Source organism: Mycobacterium sp. 050134, from assembly GCF_036409085.1.
In the GTDB taxonomy this organism is placed as follows: Bacteria; Actinomycetota; Actinomycetes; order Mycobacteriales; family Mycobacteriaceae; genus Mycobacterium.
Window position 1 is genome coordinate 260,631 of the sequence record NZ_JAZGLV010000002.1, and the last position, 16,972, is coordinate 277,602.

At 69.7% G+C, this 16,972-nt stretch carries 20 protein-coding genes; 6 read left to right on the top strand and 14 right to left on the bottom strand.

From position 1 onward, the window contains the following. Nucleotides 1-35: 35 nt before the first annotated feature. The 4 genes from SKC42_RS03320 to SKC42_RS03335 all read right to left on the bottom strand — a co-directional run bounded on the left by SKC42_RS03320 (nucleotide 36) and on the right by SKC42_RS03335 (nucleotide 4,476). Nucleotides 36-1,715 carry a uroporphyrinogen-III synthase gene (locus tag SKC42_RS03320; protein WP_330962874.1) on the bottom strand — a complete coding sequence of 560 codons (1,680 nt, stop codon included), beginning with the start codon at nucleotides 1,713-1,715 and terminating at the stop codon, nucleotides 36-38. 18 nt (nucleotides 1,716-1,733) lie between these two features. After that, nucleotides 1,734-2,684: a hydroxymethylbilane synthase gene (gene hemC, locus SKC42_RS03325; RefSeq protein WP_330962983.1), complete on the bottom strand. Its 951-nt coding sequence runs from the start codon at nucleotides 2,682-2,684 to the stop codon at nucleotides 1,734-1,736. A gap of 13 nt (nucleotides 2,685-2,697) precedes the next feature. Beyond that, on the bottom strand, nucleotides 2,698-4,095 hold the full coding sequence (locus SKC42_RS03330; RefSeq protein ID WP_330962875.1) for a glutamyl-tRNA reductase: 1,398 nt from the start codon (nucleotides 4,093-4,095) through the stop codon (nucleotides 2,698-2,700). Between the two features lie 123 nt (nucleotides 4,096-4,218). Continuing rightward, nucleotides 4,219-4,476: a glutaredoxin family protein gene (locus SKC42_RS03335; RefSeq protein ID WP_330962876.1), complete on the bottom strand. Its 258-nt coding sequence runs from the start codon at nucleotides 4,474-4,476 to the stop codon at nucleotides 4,219-4,221. A 101-nt stretch (nucleotides 4,477-4,577) separates the two neighbouring features. Between SKC42_RS03335 and SKC42_RS03340 the strand changes: the two genes are divergently transcribed. The 5 genes from SKC42_RS03340 (at nucleotide 4,578) to SKC42_RS03360 (ending at nucleotide 7,657) form a co-directional block, all read left to right on the top strand. After that, a complete protein-coding gene (locus SKC42_RS03340) occupies nucleotides 4,578-4,889 on the top strand; it encodes a WXG100 family type VII secretion target (protein ID WP_330962877.1) in 312 nt (103 codons plus the stop codon). Next, entirely contained in the window at nucleotides 4,882-5,172 is a 291-nt protein-coding gene (locus tag SKC42_RS03345) for a WXG100 family type VII secretion target (protein WP_330962878.1), read from the top strand. Before SKC42_RS03340 ends, SKC42_RS03345 begins: the two co-directional genes overlap by 8 nt. Before the next feature lie 104 nt (nucleotides 5,173-5,276). Then, nucleotides 5,277-6,182, top strand: a complete 906-nt coding sequence (locus tag SKC42_RS03350; protein ID WP_330962879.1) for an HAD family hydrolase — start codon at nucleotides 5,277-5,279, stop codon at nucleotides 6,180-6,182. 43 nt (nucleotides 6,183-6,225) lie between these two features. Next, nucleotides 6,226-6,738, top strand: a complete 513-nt coding sequence (locus SKC42_RS03355) for an FAS1-like dehydratase domain-containing protein (RefSeq protein WP_330962880.1) — start codon at nucleotides 6,226-6,228, stop codon at nucleotides 6,736-6,738. A gap of 10 nt (nucleotides 6,739-6,748) precedes the next feature. Next, the gene (locus SKC42_RS03360) at nucleotides 6,749-7,657 is read left to right on the top strand and encodes a cyclopropane mycolic acid synthase family methyltransferase (RefSeq protein WP_330962881.1); all 909 of its coding nucleotides are present in this window, start codon (nucleotides 6,749-6,751) and stop codon (nucleotides 7,655-7,657) included. Between the two features lie 90 nt (nucleotides 7,658-7,747). Here the strand turns inward: SKC42_RS03360 and SKC42_RS03365 are convergent, their stop codons facing one another. From SKC42_RS03365 to SKC42_RS03405, 9 genes are all read right to left on the bottom strand, one after another. Continuing rightward, nucleotides 7,748-8,839, bottom strand: coding sequence for a lysophospholipid acyltransferase family protein (locus SKC42_RS03365; protein ID WP_330962882.1), 1,092 nt, complete (start codon nucleotides 8,837-8,839; stop codon nucleotides 7,748-7,750). Further along, on the bottom strand, nucleotides 8,821-9,960 hold the full coding sequence (locus SKC42_RS03370) for an SDR family oxidoreductase (protein WP_330962883.1): 1,140 nt from the start codon (nucleotides 9,958-9,960) through the stop codon (nucleotides 8,821-8,823). Before SKC42_RS03370 ends, SKC42_RS03365 begins: the two co-directional genes overlap by 19 nt. A 70-nt stretch (nucleotides 9,961-10,030) precedes the next feature. After that, nucleotides 10,031-10,132 (bottom strand): 30S ribosomal protein bS22, encoded by a 102-nt coding sequence (locus tag SKC42_RS03375; RefSeq protein WP_003402602.1) that lies wholly within the window; start codon nucleotides 10,130-10,132, stop codon nucleotides 10,031-10,033. A 162-nt stretch (nucleotides 10,133-10,294) separates the two neighbouring features. Further along, nucleotides 10,295-10,552 (bottom strand): cell division/environmental response transcriptional regulator, encoded by a 258-nt coding sequence (locus SKC42_RS03380; RefSeq protein WP_330962884.1) that lies wholly within the window; start codon nucleotides 10,550-10,552, stop codon nucleotides 10,295-10,297. A 140-nt stretch (nucleotides 10,553-10,692) separates the two neighbouring features. After that, nucleotides 10,693-11,556 carry a pyrroline-5-carboxylate reductase gene (gene proC / locus SKC42_RS03385; RefSeq protein WP_330962885.1) on the bottom strand — a complete coding sequence of 288 codons (864 nt, stop codon included), beginning with the start codon at nucleotides 11,554-11,556 and terminating at the stop codon, nucleotides 10,693-10,695. Nucleotides 11,557-11,583: 27 nt separating this feature from the next. Then, nucleotides 11,584-12,423, bottom strand: coding sequence for a thioesterase family protein (locus SKC42_RS03390; RefSeq protein WP_330962886.1), 840 nt, complete (start codon nucleotides 12,421-12,423; stop codon nucleotides 11,584-11,586). Nucleotides 12,424-12,437: 14 nt separating this feature from the next. Then, nucleotides 12,438-13,277 (bottom strand): sugar phosphate isomerase/epimerase family protein, encoded by an 840-nt coding sequence (locus SKC42_RS03395; RefSeq protein WP_330962887.1) that lies wholly within the window; start codon nucleotides 13,275-13,277, stop codon nucleotides 12,438-12,440. Between the two features lie 16 nt (nucleotides 13,278-13,293). After that, the gene (locus tag SKC42_RS03400) at nucleotides 13,294-14,298 is read right to left on the bottom strand and encodes a hypothetical protein (protein ID WP_330962888.1); all 1,005 of its coding nucleotides are present in this window, start codon (nucleotides 14,296-14,298) and stop codon (nucleotides 13,294-13,296) included. Then, nucleotides 14,295-15,308 (bottom strand): Ppx/GppA family phosphatase, encoded by a 1,014-nt coding sequence (locus tag SKC42_RS03405; protein ID WP_330962889.1) that lies wholly within the window; start codon nucleotides 15,306-15,308, stop codon nucleotides 14,295-14,297. The genes SKC42_RS03400 and SKC42_RS03405 overlap by 4 nt, the downstream gene beginning before the upstream one ends. A 106-nt stretch (nucleotides 15,309-15,414) precedes the next feature. Between SKC42_RS03405 and SKC42_RS03410 the strand changes: the two genes are divergently transcribed. Continuing rightward, a complete protein-coding gene (locus SKC42_RS03410; protein WP_330962890.1) occupies nucleotides 15,415-16,200 on the top strand; it encodes a hypothetical protein in 786 nt (261 codons plus the stop codon). Nucleotides 16,201-16,208: 8 nt separating this feature from the next. Here SKC42_RS03410 and SKC42_RS03415 read toward each other — a convergent pair whose 3' ends face one another. Beyond that, entirely contained in the window at nucleotides 16,209-16,931 is a 723-nt protein-coding gene (locus SKC42_RS03415) for a FadR/GntR family transcriptional regulator (RefSeq protein ID WP_330962891.1), read from the bottom strand. Between the last annotated feature and the right edge of the window lie 41 nt (nucleotides 16,932-16,972).

Below are 16,972 nucleotides of genomic sequence, written 5' to 3' on the forward strand. Positions count from 1 at the left end.
GTACAAACACGCACGCTCGCGGGTCCGGGACTCACTCAGCGCCTGCGGCTCTTCTTACGCGGCGGCGGCAGCGCGCCCTCGGCCCGCAATCGCGCGGCGTGCTCGGCCAGGGCGTCGACCAGCGGACCGACCGCGGCGGTTTCCGGCTGGACGTCGACCCGCAAGCCGAACTCGGCGGCGGTCTCGGCGGTCTTGGGGCCGATGCAGGCGATGATCGTCCGCGCGTGCGGCTTGCCGGCGATGCCGACCAGGTTCCGCACGGTCGAGCTGGAGGTGAAACACACGGCGTCGAAGCCGCCGGTCTTGATCATCTCCCGGGTGGCCGCCGGCGGCGGCGCGGCGCGCACCGTCCGGTAGGCGGTGACATCCTCGATCTCCCAGCCACGCTCCCGCAGGCCCTCGGCCAGCGTCTCGGTGGCGATGTCGGCGCGCGGCAGCAGGACGCGGTTGACCGGGTCGAAAATGCTGTCGTAGGGCGGGAAGTCGTCGAGCAGGCCCAGCGAGGACTGCTCCCCGGCGGGCACCAGCTCGGGGCTGATCCCGAAGGCGCGCACCCGGTCGGCCGTCTGCTCGCCGACGCAGGCGATCTTGACGCCGGAGAACGCGCGGGCGTCCAGGCCGAATTCGCCGAACTTCTCCCACACCGCGCGCACCGCGTTGGTGGAGGTGAAGACCACCCACTGGAATCGCCCGTCGACCAGGCCCTTGACCGCCCGCTCCATCTGCGCGGGGCTGCGCGGGGGCTCAACGGCGATGGTCGGGACCTCGATGGGCAGGGCGCCGTAGGACGTGAGTCGCTCGCTCATCTCGCCGGCCTGGTCCTTGGTGCGCGGCACCAGCACCGTCCAGCCGTACAGCGCCCGGCTCTCCCACCAGTTCAGCTTTGCCCGGTTCGCGACGGTCTTGCCGATGGTGACCACCAGCGAACCGCCCTGGGGGTCTCCGGGCAGCCCGGCCCCATGGTCGTGCAGGGCGGCGCCGACCACCGCCGGGTCGGTGAGGCCCTGCAGGGTGGTCTCGACGGACCGCTGCTGACAGGTGGTGCCGTGCGCGGTCACCACGCAGGGGGTGGCCTCGGCCAGCTCGTGCTCGATCAGGGTGCGCGCCGCGTCCGCCAGGTGCGACGCCGTGGCCTGCAGGATCAGCGGGCCGGGCGCCGCGGCCAGGGCCTCCCAGTCCACGTCGCCGCGCACGTCGGCGACCGTGTGCGACGACCCCAGCGGCAGTCCCGCATAGGTGGGGACGGCGCCGGTGGCCGACAGGCCGGGCACGATCTCGAGGTGCAGGTGGCTGCGTGCGACGGCGTTCACCTCGGTGATCACCGAGTCGACCGTCAGCGGGTCGCCGGCCACCAGCCGCACGACGTCTGCGCCGGAACGGGCCTCCGCGGTCAGCGTTTTGGCGACTTCGGCGGGATCACCAAGCGCCGGCCGGATGTCGGGAGCGCCGGTGATCACCGCCGGGGAGGCGGGTTCGGGGTCGGCGCTCCCGTCGCCGTCCAGCGCGGCCGGGTTGGCCGGAGCCGGGCCCGACACCGGCGGCAGGTCCCTGCCGATCAGCGCTAGCACCGGTTCGGGCACGTCGGGGTCGGTGAACACCAGGGCGGCGTTGGCCAGCACCGTGGCGGCCCGCGTCGTCAGCAATCCGGGGTCACCGGGGCCGGAACCCACGTAGGTGATGCGGCCCGGTCTCGGCTTACGCCCTCGCGTCGTCATTGTCGCTCCCAAGTCGTTTCATTCAGTTTCTCGCGCGGGTTCTTCTTGCCGCGCCGCCCGCATGAGCTCCCGGGCGCCGAGCTCGAACAACTCCGCGGCCACCGAGAGCCCAAGCTCTCGAGCCCGACCGGGAGCGCCGATGCCGGACGCGCGGATCACATCGGACCCGTCCAGCGCCGCCACGCAACCGCGCAGCGACAGCTCTTCGAAGACGCGACCGTCCTCATCGATGGACTCGACCACTTCGGCGATCGCGCCCACCGGTGCGGAGCAACCCGCCTCCAGTTCGGCCAGCAGGGCTCGCTCGGCGGTGACCGCCGCTCGCGTGTCGGCGTCGTCCAGCTCCGCCAGCACCGCCACCAGCTCGTCGCCGGCGCGGCATTCGACGGCGAGAGCGCCCTGAGCTGGTGCTGGCAACATCTGCACCGGCTCTAGCGTCTCCGTGACGTCGCCGAGGCGGCCCAGCCGCGCCAAGCCGGCGCGGGCCACCACGATCGCGTCAAGATCACCACTGCTCACCCTGTTCAACCTGGTATCTAGGTTGCCTCGTAGGGGGCGAATTTCCAAACCGAGACCCAGTGCTCTAAGCTGCGCGGCCCGGCGCGGGGATGAGGTGCCCACCAGCGACCCGGCCGGCAACTCCCCGAGCACCAGTCCGTCGCGGGCCACCACCGCGTCGCGGGGGTCGTTGCGCGGGGGTATCGCGGCGATCGTGAATCTCGGGTCGTCGGCGGTCGGCAAATCCTTGTGCGAGTGGACCGCGGCGTCGACGCGGCCGTCCTCGATGGCCTCGCGCAGTGCCGTGGTGAAGGCGCCGACACCCAGGGTCTGGATGGGAGCCGCCGACCGGTCGCCCGCGGTGGAGATCGTCACCAGTTCCGCGGGGTGACCCCTGGCGATGAGGGCGTCGCGTACGGTGCCGGCCTGGGTGGTGGCCAACAGACTGCCCCGGGTGCCTATCCGGATCACGTTCGGCAATCGGCTACTCGCCCGAAGCCTGCGGGGCGCCGGCCACGCCCGTGTCGAATCCGCTTGGCACGGCGGGCAATTCGCCCGCCGCGACGGCGGCCACCGAGTCGATCGCGGTCTGGTCGAGTTCGAACAGCTCGCGCAGCGCCTCGGCGTAGCTGTCGCCGCCGGGGGAACTGGCCAGCTGCTTGATCCGCACCGTCGGCGCGTGCAGCAGCTTGTCCACCACCCGCCGCACCGTGCGGGCCACCTCCTCGCGTTCGGCGCTGGCAAGCCCGGGCAGCCGGTTGTCCAGCCGCAGCAGCTCCGCCTCGACCACATCGGCGGCGCGCTGCCGCAACGCCGTCACGGTCGGGGTGACCTCGGCCATCCGCTGACCGGCGAGGTAGTTGGCGACCTCGGCAGCCACGATGAGCCGGGCGGCGTCGACGTCGGCGGCTGCGGCGTGCGCGGAAGGCTCATGCTGGACGCGGTCCACATCGACGACCCAGACGCCGGGCAGCCCGGCAACCGCCGGGTCGACATCGCGCGGCATGCCCAGATCGCAGATCACCAGCGGGTGGGTCGACTCATCAAGGCCCGAGCGGCGCGCCCCGGCCAGGGCGTGGTGCACGTCGGCCAGCGACACCACCGGGCTCACCGCACCCGTGCAGCTGACCGCCACGTCGGCGTCCGCCAGCGCGTCCGCCAGGCGATCCAGCGTGTGCGCGTCGGCCTGCACCCCGGCTTCGCGGATCTTGCGGGCCAGCCGCTGGGCCCGGGGCAATGACCGGTTCAGGACGTGGACGCGGGTGATGCCGGCGCGCGTCAGGTGGGCCGCCGACAGCGCGCCCATGGCGCCGGCGCCGACCACCGCGGCAGTCCTGCCCTGCAGCCCGCCCAGCCGGCGTTCGGCGAGGCCAAGGGCGACCGACACCACCGAGGCGCCGGCGGAATCGATGGCGGTCTCGGAGTGCACCCGCTTGCCCACCGACAGGGCACGCTGCGCCAGCTCGTGCAGCACCCGGCCCACGGTGCGGTTGGACTCGGCCGAGCCATAGGCGCGCCGGACCTGGCCCAGTACCTGTTGCTCGCCGATGACCGCCGAATCGAGACCGCTGGCGACCGCGAACAGGTGCTCGACGGCGGCCTCGCTATAGCGGACGTACGCGTGCTTGGTCAGGTCCCCCATTGGCATGCCCGAGTGCTCGGACAGCACCTGCCCGATCGCAGCCAGCCCGCCGTGGAACGCGTCCACCACCGCGTAGACCTCGACCCGGTTGCACGTCGATAGCACCATGGCCTCGGTCACCAGCGGTGACTGCAGCACCCGGTCGACGATCTTGCCCTGATCGGACTCGTCGATGCTCAGTTGTTCCAGGACGGAGACCGGCGCACTGCGGTGCGAAACCCCGAAGAGCAGGATGCTCACGGCAGCATCACCTGGCCAGCTCCCTTGCTTCTTCCAGTGAATGAACTGCTGTCCACGGTAAACGTTTATGAGGTGGGCTACCAAATAATTGACCGACGTCACTCCCGGTCGCCGGCCCGTACCTCAGCCGGCGAGATCCGCGCGCAGCCTCGGCTCGTCGATCTCCCAGTAGCTGTGCTCGCGCCCATCGAGCAGGATGACCGGCAGCCGGTCGCCGAACTCGGCCCGCAGCGCCGGATTGCCCGCGTCCGCGGCCGCGTCGACGTCCGTGGTCGACAGGTCGAACCCGAGCTCCGCGGCCAGTTCGGCCAGCCGTGCGTGCACGCGATCGCAGATGGTGCACCCGTCGCGGGTCAGTAGCTCAACGTGGGATCGGCTCATGGGTGGATTGTGGCACCGCGCCCGGCCCCCGGGTGAATTGTGGGGCCGGGCCCGGCCCCGGGTGAATTGTGAGGCCGGGCCCGGTTCCTTAACGTGCCGCTATGGGTGTTGAGCGGGCCTTGCACGTCGATCCAGTGGTGACGCGGGGATTCGCCGTCTCCGTCGGCGGAGCGGCCGACCACCTGAGGGCTGAGCTGGCGCAGCTCGACGACCAGGTGGGCCGGATGTTGGGCGGCTGGCGCGGGGCGTCGGGGGACGCGTACGGGTCCGCGTGGGAGCTGTGGCATCACGGGGCCCGCGAGGTGCAGGCGGGCCTGGCGACGTTGGCGCGGCTGGTGGGTGAGGCCGGCGACTCCTTCGACCAGAACGAGGCGAGGGCCGCACACGAAATGCGGGAGGTTTACCGTGGCTGACGCTTTTCGCGTCGACCCCGAAGCGCTGGGCGACGCGACGCGACGGATGACCGCGTTCCAGCGCCACGTCGAAGAGATGCTCGTCGAAATCGATTCTCGCGTCCAGGGCCTGCACGCCGCCTGGACGGGAGACACCGCGGCGGCGCACGCCGAGGCCCATCGGCAGTGGGTCCGGGGCGAGGCGATGATGCGCCAAGCGTTGGCCGAATTGCGGACCGCCGGCGAGACCGCCCACCGCAACTACACCGGCGCGGTGGCGCGGAACCTGTCCATGTGGGCGTGAGCCACGGCGCCGCGGCCCGAGGCCTCAACGCCCGCATCGCATCTGCCCGATAGGGTTGGATACCGGTCACCCACGGGCAGGACAGCGATCTAGGAGGTTGGACGATGACTTCCTCTGACCCGGACGGCGTGGACGACACCACCCGCGCCGACCTGGAGTCGCTCGCCGCCGACGCCAGCGCCGCGCGCGCACTCGAGGACCTCAAGCACGCGGATGCAACGGACCGTCCGCAGCCACCTGTCGACCTGACCGCCGCCGCGTTCTTCGACGTGGACAACACGCTGGTGCAAGGCTCGTCGGCGGTGCATTTCGGTCGCGGCCTGGCGGCCCGAAACTATTTCACGTACCGCGACGTCCTCGGTTTTATCTACGCCCAGGCCAAGTTCCAGCTGCTCGGCAAGGAGAACAGCGACGACGTCGCCGCCGGCCGGCGCAAGGCGCTCGCCTTCATCGAGGGACGATCGGTAGACGAGCTGGTGAGCCTGGGCGAGGAGATCTACGACGAGATCATCGCCGACAAGGTCTGGGCCGGCACCCGCGCGCTCACCCAGATGCACCTCGACGCCGGGCAGCAGGTTTGGCTGATCACCGCCACCCCCTACGAGCTCGCGGCGACGATCGCGCGCCGGCTGGGCCTGACCGGCGCGCTGGGCACGGTCGCCGAATCCGTCGACGGCGTGTTCACCGGCCGGCTGGTCGGTGACATCCTGCACGGCACCGGAAAGGCACACGCCGTGCGGTCGTTGGCGATCCGGGAGGGCCTCAACCTCAAGCGCTGCACGGCCTACTCCGACAGCTACAACGACGTGCCCATGCTGTCCCTGGTCGGCACGGCGGTGGCGATCAACCCCGACGCCCGCCTGCGCACGCTGGCGCGCGAGCGTGGCTGGGAGATCCGCGACTTCCGCACCGCGCGGAAGGCCGCCAGGATCGGGGTGCCGTCGGCGCTGGCCCTCGGCGCGGCCGGCGGCGCGCTGGCTGCACTGGCATCCCGGCGCCAATCCCGCTGATAAGCTCCGCCGCTAGACGTAATCGAGCGGGGAGCACAGCGGCATGACAGTCCCGGAAGAAGCGCAAGGACTCATCGGCAGTAACTACCGAGGATCGGACTATTTCGAGGTAGGGCGGGAGAAGATCCGCGAGTTCGCGGCAGCCATCCTCGACGACCACCCGGCGCACTACAACGAGGCTGACGCCGCCGAACTCGGTTACCCGAGCCTGGTCGCCCCGCTGACCTTCGCGGCGATCGCGGGTCGGCGCGTGCAGCTGGAGATCTTCACCAAGTTCAAGATCCCGATCAACATCGCCCGGGTCTTCCACCGCGACCAGAAATTGAAGTTTCACCGCCCGATCCTGGCTCACGATAAGCTGTTCTTCGACACCTACTTAGACTCCGTGATCGAGTCACACGGCACTGTCCTCGCCGAAATCCGCAGCGAGATCACAGACGCCGAGGGCAAGCCGGTTGTCACAGGTGTCGTCACGATGCTGGGGGAAGCCGCGCATCAAGAGGCGAGCGCCGAAGACACCGTCGCCGCAATTGCATCAATATCGGGTGGAAAGTAGGGTCAATTTAATGACGTCACAGGGTGAAACGGGTGGCACCCAGCTGAAGCCGCCGGTTGCGGCAGTCCGATCCCACTACGACAAGTCCAACGAGTTCTTCAAGCTTTGGCTCGACCCGTCGATGACGTACAGCTGCGGTTACTGGGAAGAGGGCGCAGCGACGTTGGAAGAGGCCCAGTACGCCAAGCGCAAGCTCGCACTCGACAAGCTGAATCTCGAGCCCGGCATGACGCTGCTGGACATCGGTAGCGGCTGGGGCTCGACGATGCGGCACGCGGTGGCCGAATACGACGTCAACGTCATCGGCCTGACGCTCAGCGAGAATCAGTATGCGCACTGCGTGGCGGAGTTCGAGAAGATGGACAGCCCGCGCCGCAAGGAGGTGCGGATCCAGGGTTGGGAAGAATTCCCCGACGAGCCGATCGACCGCATCGTATCGCTGGGTGCGTTCGAGCACTTCGCCGACGGCGCCGGTGACGCCGGGTACCAGCGCTACGCCACCTTCTTCAAGAAGTACTACGACCTACTGCCCGACGACGGCCGCATGTTGCTGCACTCGATCGTGGTCCCCAGCCGCGAAGAGGGCGACGCGATGGGCCTTAAGGTCACCATGTCCCTGCTGCGGTTCATCAGCTTCATTCTCAAGGAGATCTACCCGGGCGGGAAGTTGCCCCAGGTCGACCTGGTCGACAAGTACTCGCAGGATGCGGGCTTCAAGATCGAGCGGCACCACTTCATCGGCAAGAACTACGTCCCGACGCTGACGGCCTGGGCCGACGCCCTCGAGGCGCACAAGGATGAGGCGATCGCCCTCAAGGGGCAGGAGACCTACGACATCTACCTGAAGTATTTGCGGGGCTGCGCGGACCTGTTCCGCGACGGCTACACCAACGTCTGCCAGTTCACGATGGTCAAGTAACTCGTCAGCGAAAGCGCCCCGGAAGCCGTTGGCTCCGGGGCGTTCGCCGTTTCCGCGCAGGGAAACGAAGTGAAGAAGGTCAGCGAACGTTCAGCCGAAAAAGATGTTGCGGCGCCCCGCGAGCAACCGATACAGCGTCTGCTGGATGGTCTCGCGCACCTGATCGGTCAGCTCGAACGTCACCATGGGGTCCTCGGCGTCGGACGCGGCGTAGTCGTTCGTGTAGATCGGCTCCCCGAACGCGATGCGCCACTTCGACGGCAGCGGCACCAGGCCAGCGGGCCCGGCCAGCGGGAACAGCGGTGTGACCGGGAAGTAGGGCAGGCCGAACAGCCTCGCCAGCAGCTTCACGTCCGTGAGCATCGGGTAGATCTCTTCCGAGCCGATAATCGAGCACGGGATGATCGGCGCCTTGGTGCGCAGGGCCGCCGTCACGAAGCCGCCCCGGCCGAACCGCTGCAACCGGTAACGGTCCTCGAAGCGCTTGCCCAGCCCCTTGTAGCCCTCGGGGAACACCGCGGTCAGCTCGCCGGCGGCGAGCAGCCGGTGCGCGTCCGTCACGCAGGCCATGGTGTGGCCGGCCTTCCGGGCTGCCTCGCCCACCACGGGCAGGTCGAACACCATGTCGGCGGCCAGCAGCCGCAGGTCCCGATGCGCGGGGTGCTCGTCGTGCACCGCCACGGACAGCATCAGTCCGTCGAACGGCAGGACCCCGGCGTGGTTGGCCACCAGCAACGCGGCGCCGTCGGCGGGCAGGTTCTCGATGCCGCTCACCTCCACCCGGAACCAAGAGCGGAAGAATAACCGCAGCAGCGGGCGGACGATCGCGCTGTTGAAGTGCGGGTCGAAGCCGAACTCGTCGACCGTGTAGTCACCGGTGAACCGCTGGCGCAGGAATCCCGCGACCGCCGCGACGCGCTGAGCGAGCTCGCTGAGGGGCGCCTCGGTGGTGCCGGCCGCACCCGCGGCGCGCCGGTGCTCGTCGATCTCGCGGACGACGGCGGCGATCTGTTCGGCCGACGCCCGCTCCCGCGGATCCGTCAGCAGCGACGGGTGCTGGCGGGACGGATCGGACCGTTGATCGGCTCTGCGACGCGCCGCTACCCGACCCCGATTAGTATGCAGTGGAATAACATTGGCTCTGTTGTCGGCCGCCACGATATCTACCTGACCCCACCCCATGAAAATGGATTTCGGCTACCCCAGCGTTGCGCGAGGGTTATGGCGCGATCTTCCCAGGAGCGTACCCGATCAGGATCGATAATGGGAGTGAGGCCGCGACCACGAACGTAGTCATCGAACGCCTCCGCCGTACTCCATTTCGGCTGGTAGCCCAGCTCCGCCCGCATCCGGCTGGTGTCCATGACGCGGCCGTAACTCAAATAATCAAACTGATCCCGGCTGATCTCGTTGTACCGGTTGGCGCGCCGCAGCGAATCGAGCGCCCAGACGCCGAATCCCGGCACCGGCAAAGGAATACGGCCCGCGCGCCGAATCGCCTGGGACAGCATGATTATGCCGTCGGCGCCGATGTTGAACGTGCCGGCCTTACCCGCCATCGCCGCACGCTCCAGCGCGCCGAGCGCATCCTGTTCGTGCAGCAGCTGCAGTCGCGCGTCGCGGCCGAACATCGTGGGCACCAACGGTCCCGCGAGATACCGCGACAGCGTCGTGTCCATCGCGGGCCCGATCATGTTGGCCAGCCGCAGAATTGTCACCGCGATGTCGGGGCGGCGGCGGCCGAGGCCGCGCGCGTAGCCCTCGATATCGAGGCTGTCCTTTGCGAAGCCGCCGCGGAACGGTTTTCGGCTGGAGCTGTCCTCGGTGAACATGACCGGGTCACGCGGGCTGGAGCCGTAGACCTCGGACGTCGACTTGAGCACGACGCGCCGCACCGACGGTGCCTTCTGACAGGCCGCGAAGAGTTGCATCGCGCCCATCACGTTGATTTCCTTGAGCGCGGCCGTGCCGCCGGACCGAGGCGCGTACGACGCCGCCGCAGCGTGCACCACCGTGTCCACCTCGCCGTTACGAATCACCTTGGCGATGAAGGGATTCCGAATGTCGGCGCGGACGAACTCGGCGCGGCCCATCCGGCGCAGCATGTCCTTGCTCGGCGCGATCGCATCCACCGCGATCACCGTCTTGATCAAGGAGTTCTGGGCCAGCCGAGCGGTCAGGTAGCCGCCCAGGAACCGGCACGCACCGGTAACCAGGACGACCTTGGGGTAGTGCACGGTGTCGCCCACCGCGCCACCCCCGGCGCCGCCAGTGTCGGGACCTACCCCGCTCGACGAATCCATCCAAATTAGCCTAATGGCAAACCGCGGCAGCGGCGTTTACGGCAACGTCAAGGTCGGTGGGGCGCGGGGCTTACTTGCCGAGTTTTCTGCGCTGCACCCGGGTGCGGCGCAGCAGCTTGCGGTGCTTCTTCTTCGACATACGCTTGCGCCGCTTCTTGATAACTGAACCCATGGACTCCGCTAACTCCGCTATCTGACCAGTGACTGCTTGGCAGGACCTGAAAGGACTATGGAAAAGGACCCCGCCACTTTACCCGGGCGGCCGCACCGAACACCAAATGGCGCCCGGGTCGGCCGCCGGGTCACAGCACCGCCGGCGCAGGCCGGGCCAGGGTCAGCCCGCGTCGAAGTACGAGGTCTCCAGCATGTCGTGCACGGCCTTGGCGTGCACCCGGAAAGACCGCCCGACCCGAACCGCGGGCAGTTCGCCGTTGTGCACCAGCCGGTACACCGTCATCTTGGACACCCTCATCAGGGCCGCCACCTCGGCGACCGTGAGAAATTGCGTCCGGGCCTGCTGGCCATCCCCGGCTCCGGTTTCCCGTGCCTTACCTGCAGAATCTCGCGCTGATGGCCCGTTCGTAGACGTCATCGCAACCCAATCGTGTCAGGCACACGCAACCCCAGCGGCTTCCCCTCCGCTGGCACCCACGCGTGCATACAAAGAGGAGAATAGCGGGACTGATGGGGTTACTGGTACTGGTGGGGGACAATCAGTTCCAAAATCTCTAATTATTCCGATGTAATTCTTAGCTGCTCAGAGCGGTTTTTTGCGGCCTGAACCGCGGCGTCGACGGCCACCCGCAGCCCGCCCCGTTCGAGTTCGCGCAGCGCAGCGGCGGTCGTGCCGCCGGGTGAGGTGACCGTCGCCCGCAGTTGCGCCGGGGTGGCGTCGGGCAGCCGGTCCACCGCGGGCTGGGCGTCCGAGTCGAGCCGTTCCAGCAGCATGGCCGCCGCCCCGGCCATCGTCTGGGCCGCGAGGTCCGTGGCCACCCGCCGGGTCAGGCCCGCCGCGACCCCGGCGTCGACCAGCGCCTCGACCATCAACAGGAAATAGGCCGGCCCCGAGCCGGACAGGGCGGTCACGGCGTCCATCTGGGATTCGGGGACGGTCAGCACGCCGCCGACGGAGTCGAACAGCGCCGAGACCTCCTCGAGCTGCGCAGGCGTGACGAACCGGCCCCGGGCCAGGGCGGTGACCCCGGCGCCGACGAGCGCCGCCGCGTTCGGCATCGCGCGCACCACGGGCGCCCCGGCCGGCAGCCTGGACTCGAAGTACGCGATCGTGACGCCCGCCGCCACCGTCACGAACACCTGCTCCGCCGTGTCGCTCTCGGCCGCGGCGGCCACCCGGGACACCTCCCCCATCACCTGCTCGACGTCGGCCGGCTTGACGGCGACGACGACGAACGACGCGTTGTCCACCGCGTCCGCGACCGGTGCGACCAACACCGAATAGGTGTCCGCCAGGTACTTGGCGCGCTCGGGTACCCGCTCGGCCACCACCAGGTCCTTGACCTGCCGGCCGGCGCGCAGCAGACCCGACAGCAGTGCCTCCCCGATGCTGCCGCCACCGATGATCGCGATTCTTGCCATGCCGGACAGCATCGCAGACGGCGACGGTCAGCGAGCGGCAGGGACGAGGGCCAGCTGGCGCGCCTGCACGACGAGCCGGCCCAGGCTGTCGACCACGATGTGGTCTTCGTCGAACCAGTCGTGACCGATCTCCATGCAGGTGGCGAGAATACGCAACCAGCCGTCGGCGGGCACCGCCCGCAGGTAGGCGGTGAGTTGCACGGTGGGGGCCCAGCCGGTGCGGTTCACCGCGAAGGTGACCGGCGCCGACAGGTCACCACACATCAGCGCGAACAAGGTGTCCGGGGCCACGCCGCGGGGGCGGGCCCACATCTGGATCATCGGCGGGTGGCCGTCCGCGCCTGGTTGCATCGTGGACAGCAGGGGCCGCACGTCGCAGCCCTCCCCCAGATGGACCAGGCCCGCCAGCGGATGGCCGGGACCGATCGGTTCGATGTCGTCGGGCGGTTCGGGTGCCATCAAGTGCAGGACCGGGTTCGCCGACAGCAGGGGCTTGGCGCCCTCTCCCGACCCGTCGAGCGGGAAGTGCTCCGGCTGCCCGAGGTTGACCACGGCGTGCACCGCGGTCCGCTCGCCCTGGGTGAGCTCGACGTCGATCACGCTGATCCGGCGCCCGCGCTTGCGGATCGACGTCACCACCCGCATCGGCCCTGGGTCCGGCGCCGAGAGGAAGTTCGCCGACACGGCGACGGGCTCGACCGCGAGCTCCTGCCCATCACACGCGGCGCGGGCGGCGTTGGCGCATAGCGCCAGCATGGCCCCGCCGTGCACCTTCGGCCCGATGGTCCAGTGCTTGTTCAGTTCCGCTTCGAACACGCCGGGCTCGGCCTCCCGCAACGCCATTGCGGTGGTGAATAACGCGTTCATGGTCTCCTGTGGTGTCAACGCAGCAGGTGCGTGCGGGCGAACTGCAACGATTCGGTGAGCATGTTTTCGCGCTCACTGGCCGAACGCGCGCTGGACGTGGACACCTCCAGGATGACGTGGCCGGCGAACTGGCCGGCCGCCAGCAGCTGGCACACCTCGGCGGTCGGTTGGGTGCCCCGCCCGGGGATCAGGTGCTCGTCGGCGGGCAGGCCGCTCCCGTCGCACAGGTGCAGGTGAACCAGCCCGTCGGCCATGCGGCGGGCCATTTCCAGCGAGTCGCTGCCCGCCGTTGCGGTGTGCGACAGGTCCAGCGTGTAGTGGGCGTGGTTGCCGTCCAGCGGATCGTAGGACGGCGCGAACGCGGAGATGGCCGGCCCGGGGCCGCCGCCGCGCCGGCGCATCCGTTCGCGCGACTGACCGGGGAAGAACCGGTCCGCGCGGAACGGGAACATGTTCTCGACCGCGACCAGCACCTCGGACGACGCCTCGAGGTCCGCTACCTGTTCGCTGAATCCGTCCGCATAGCGGCGCTGCCAGCGAAACGGCGGATGGACGACGACGGTCTGCGCGCCAAGTTGTTCGGCGGCCCGAACGCTGCGTTCCAGCTTCGGGATCGGGTTGGCGCCCCACACCCGCTGGGAGATCAGCAGGCAGGGGGCGTGCACCGACAGCACCGGCACCCGGTAGCGCCGGGACAGCTTCGCCACGGCGTCGATGTCCTGACTGACCGACTCGCTCCACACCATCAGCTCAACCCCGTCGTAGCCGAGCCGGGCCGCGTACTCGAACGCGGCCTCGGCCCGCAGGGGGTACACCGAGGCCGTCGACAGTCCGACTTTGATGGCGGGGCGCAACGGTCCGGGGGCTCGCCTAGCCGGACTGCAACGACAGCGCGAGCGGGCCGAGGGTGATCAGCGCGCCCACCGCCACCGCGATCAGGGTGCTCGCGATGTCCTCGGTTTTGCGCACCACCCGGACCCCGACCACCAGGCCCAGGATGACCAGCACCGACAGCACCAGCGCCACGATGCTGTTCCAGCGCCACAGCTGGTCGAACGCCACGAACAGCCCGGCCCCGAACACGACGGCCAGGGCCGACTGGAACACCACCACGGTGCCGCGCCACAGCGCCTCCAGCCGGCCACCGGGTCCGGTGCGGTCGTCGGGCTCGGCGCCGGCCGGGCCCCGCTCGGTGTCGTGGTCCGGGCCCTCGTCGGCCGCGGTCACCGGCTTGGCGCCGCCCTGCCGCGCCAGCTCGTCGGCCAGGGTCTGGCCGCCGAACAGGGTGGAGTCCGAGTCGCGCAGGTAGGAGCGCACGTACGCCGAATCGTCGTCGACCCCGAGCTCCGCCTCGCGGACCTCGGCATCCATCACGTCAACGGGGATGTCCGCGTAATGGTCCATCGGGTCCGGGCTCATGTCCTCGGCGCCGGCCTGGCCGCCCTGCTCGGCGCGCCCGTCGTCGGCGTGGCGCAGCGGCCGCGGGTACTCGCTGCGCTCGGGCCCGGACGCGCGCTCGGGCTGCGGCGGCGACTTGGGCCAGCGGGGCTCGGGTTCCGACCAGTAGGCCGTCGTCGGGCGGTCCCGGGGGGCGAGGGTCTCGGGGCTCTCCGGGGCCGCGCGCTGGGCGCGCTCGCGAACCGGTTCGTCGACGCGAACCGCCGCGGGCGGCTCGCTCTCGTCGTGGTCGTCGACGCGGACGACGGGGATTTCTCCGGTGAGCTCGGCGACCGTGACGGCGTCGCTGTCACCGCGGCGACGGCGACGCCTCCGGGTGACCGCCGGGGCGCCGATGGTGCCGTTGCGGGCCAGCAGCTCGGCCACCGAGATGGGCCGAGTGCCGGGGCTCTCGGTCTCGGAGTGTGGTCCGGTCATTTGTCGCCTTTCGATCGGTTCCCGTCCCGATCCACCGCCTGCCCTCCAGCATCGCGCATGGAGGTCTCCATGAGGGCGGTTCCGTCGGCTTCGCTGTCGAGTTTGCGCAAGATGAGACCTTCCCGTAACGCCCACGGGCAGATGTCCACCATCTCGATCGACAGGGCTCGCATGCTCGCCTCCGCCACCAGGGCACCCGCCACGATCTGCGGTGCCCGCTCGGCGCTCACTCCCTCCAGTTCGGCGCGGTCGGCGGTGGTCATCCTAGAGATGAAAGATATGAGTTGCCTGAGGCCGTTTGCCGTCAGCGTGCGCTTCACCCGGGGCCCGGCGGCGGACGGTGCCGCACCGGTGAGGCGCGCCAGGGAGCGGAAGGTCTTCGACGTCGCGACCGCGAGGTCGGGCGGCCCGGCGTCGAGCACCTGCTCGCTGGCCTCGGCCAGCTCGGCATCCAGCCAGTCCCGCAGCATCGCCACGCGGCGCCGGCCGGGCGGGTCGTCGGGCAGCCATTCTCGGGTGAGCCGCCCGGCGCCCAGCGGCAGCGACAGCGCCACCTCGGGGTCCTCGTCGACGCCGCTGGACATTTCCAGGGAGCCGCCACCGATGTCGAGGTTGATGATGCGGCCCGCGCTCCAGCCGTACCACCGGCGCACCGCCAGGAAGGTCAGCCGCGACTCGTCGACCCCGCTCAGCGCCTTCAGCTCGACACCGGTCTCCTTGCGGACCCGGCCGAGCACGTCGTCGGAGTTCACGGCGTCGCGCAGCGCGGAGGTGGCGAAGGCCATCAGCTCGGCGCAGCCCGAGCTGTCCGCGATCTTGGCGAACTCGTCGATCGTGGAAATCAGCTTCTCGGCGCCTCGCTTGGTGATCTTCCCCGAGCTGTCGATCGACTCGGCCAGCCGCAAGGTGGCCTTCGTCGAACTCATCGGTGTGGGATGCCCGCCACGGTGGGCATCAACCACCAGGAGGTGAACCGTGTTGCTGCCCACGTCGAGCACGCCTAATCGCACGGTAATCAAACTAGCGGGGCGACGGGACCGGCGTATCGCTACCCGGGGTGGTGAGGCCGGGTGTCGACCGAGCGAGCGGCGGGAACCGTGGTCTAACGTTGACCCCGTGGCGAATTCGCAGCCGGGGCCGGGACACGAGGTCGAGCTCGACTTCGCCCGTGAGTGGGTGGAGTTCTACGACCCGGACAATCCCGAACACTTGATCGCGGCCGACCTCACCTGGCTGCTGTCGCGGTGGACGTGCGTGTTCGGCACGCCGGCGTGCCACGGTACGGTGGCCGGGCGCCCGGATGACGGCTGTTGCTCGCACGGGGCTTTCCTGTCCGACGACGACGACCGTGCCCGCCTCGACGCCGCGGTGGAGCAGCTGACCGACGACGACTGGCAGTTCCGCGACAAGGGATTGGGCCGCAAGGGGTACCTCGAACTCGACGAGCACGACGGCCAGCCCCAGTACCGGACCCGCAAGCACAGGGAAGCGTGCATCTTCCTGAATCGGCCGGGGTTTGCCGCGGGCGCCGGATGCGCACTGCACATCAAGGCGCTCCAGCTGGGCGTGCCGCCCCTGACGATGAAGCCCGACGTCTGCTGGCAGCTACCAATCCGGCGCAGCCAGGAGTGGGTGACCCGGCCGGACGGCACCGAGATCCTCAAGACCTGGGTCACCGAATACGACCGGCGCGGCTGGGGTTCCGGCGGTGCCGATCTACACTGGTACTGCACCGGCGATCCCGGCGCCCACGTCGGCGCCAAGCAGGTGTGGGAGAGCATGGCCGACGAGCTGACCGAGCTGTTGGGCGCCAAGGCTTACGCCGAGCTGGCGGCAATGTGTAAGCGCCGCAGCAAGTTAGGCCTCGTCGCGGTGCACCCTGCGACACGGATCGCCGAATAACCGCGGGCTCAGTCCGGCTGAATGTTGGTGTACGCCAACACCATTCGTTGCGCGCTGGCGAGCAGGTACGCCTCGACGGCCGCCCCGGCCGCCGCCGCGTCACCCGCCAGCACCGCCTCGGTGATCGCCCGCAGGTCGGCCACCACCGGGTCGGCGTCCTCGTAGGCGGCGGTGAGCTCGTGCTCGCGGCCGCCGAAGGCCTGTTCGACCCAGCGATACAGCAACCCCAGCGCGCGGTTGCGGCTGCAACTGATGAGCACCCGGAAGTAGTCGAGGTCGGCGGCTTGGCGCGCCGCGGCGCCGTCGGCGCCCTGTACCGCCGCCAACGCGGCGCGCAACGCATCGGTGCCCTCGGGACCGCCGCGCTGGGCGGCGAGCCGGCCGATCAGCGGACCAAGCGCGGCCCGGATCTCCAGCAGCTCGACGAGGAACTCGGGGCCCAGTTTGCGGACGAGCGCCTCGACCACCGCGGGGTGGGTCAGCCCCTGCGGGTCACGCACCACGGTCCCGCTGCCGTGCCGGGCCTCGATCAGGCCCATCTGCTGCAGCCGGGCCAGCCCCTGCCGCAGCGACGTGCGGTTGACCTCCAGCCGTTCGGCCAGCTCGCGCTCCGGCGGCAGGGCCGAGCCGGGCGGGAAGACGCCGTCGAGGATGGCGTCGGCGATCGACGCGGCGATCTGTTCGTCGAGGCGCTGCCGGTCGGGAGGCTGAAAGGGATTTGACTGGTTCATTGGTTCAACCAATATAGTGGACCGATCGACCGGAGGTGAAC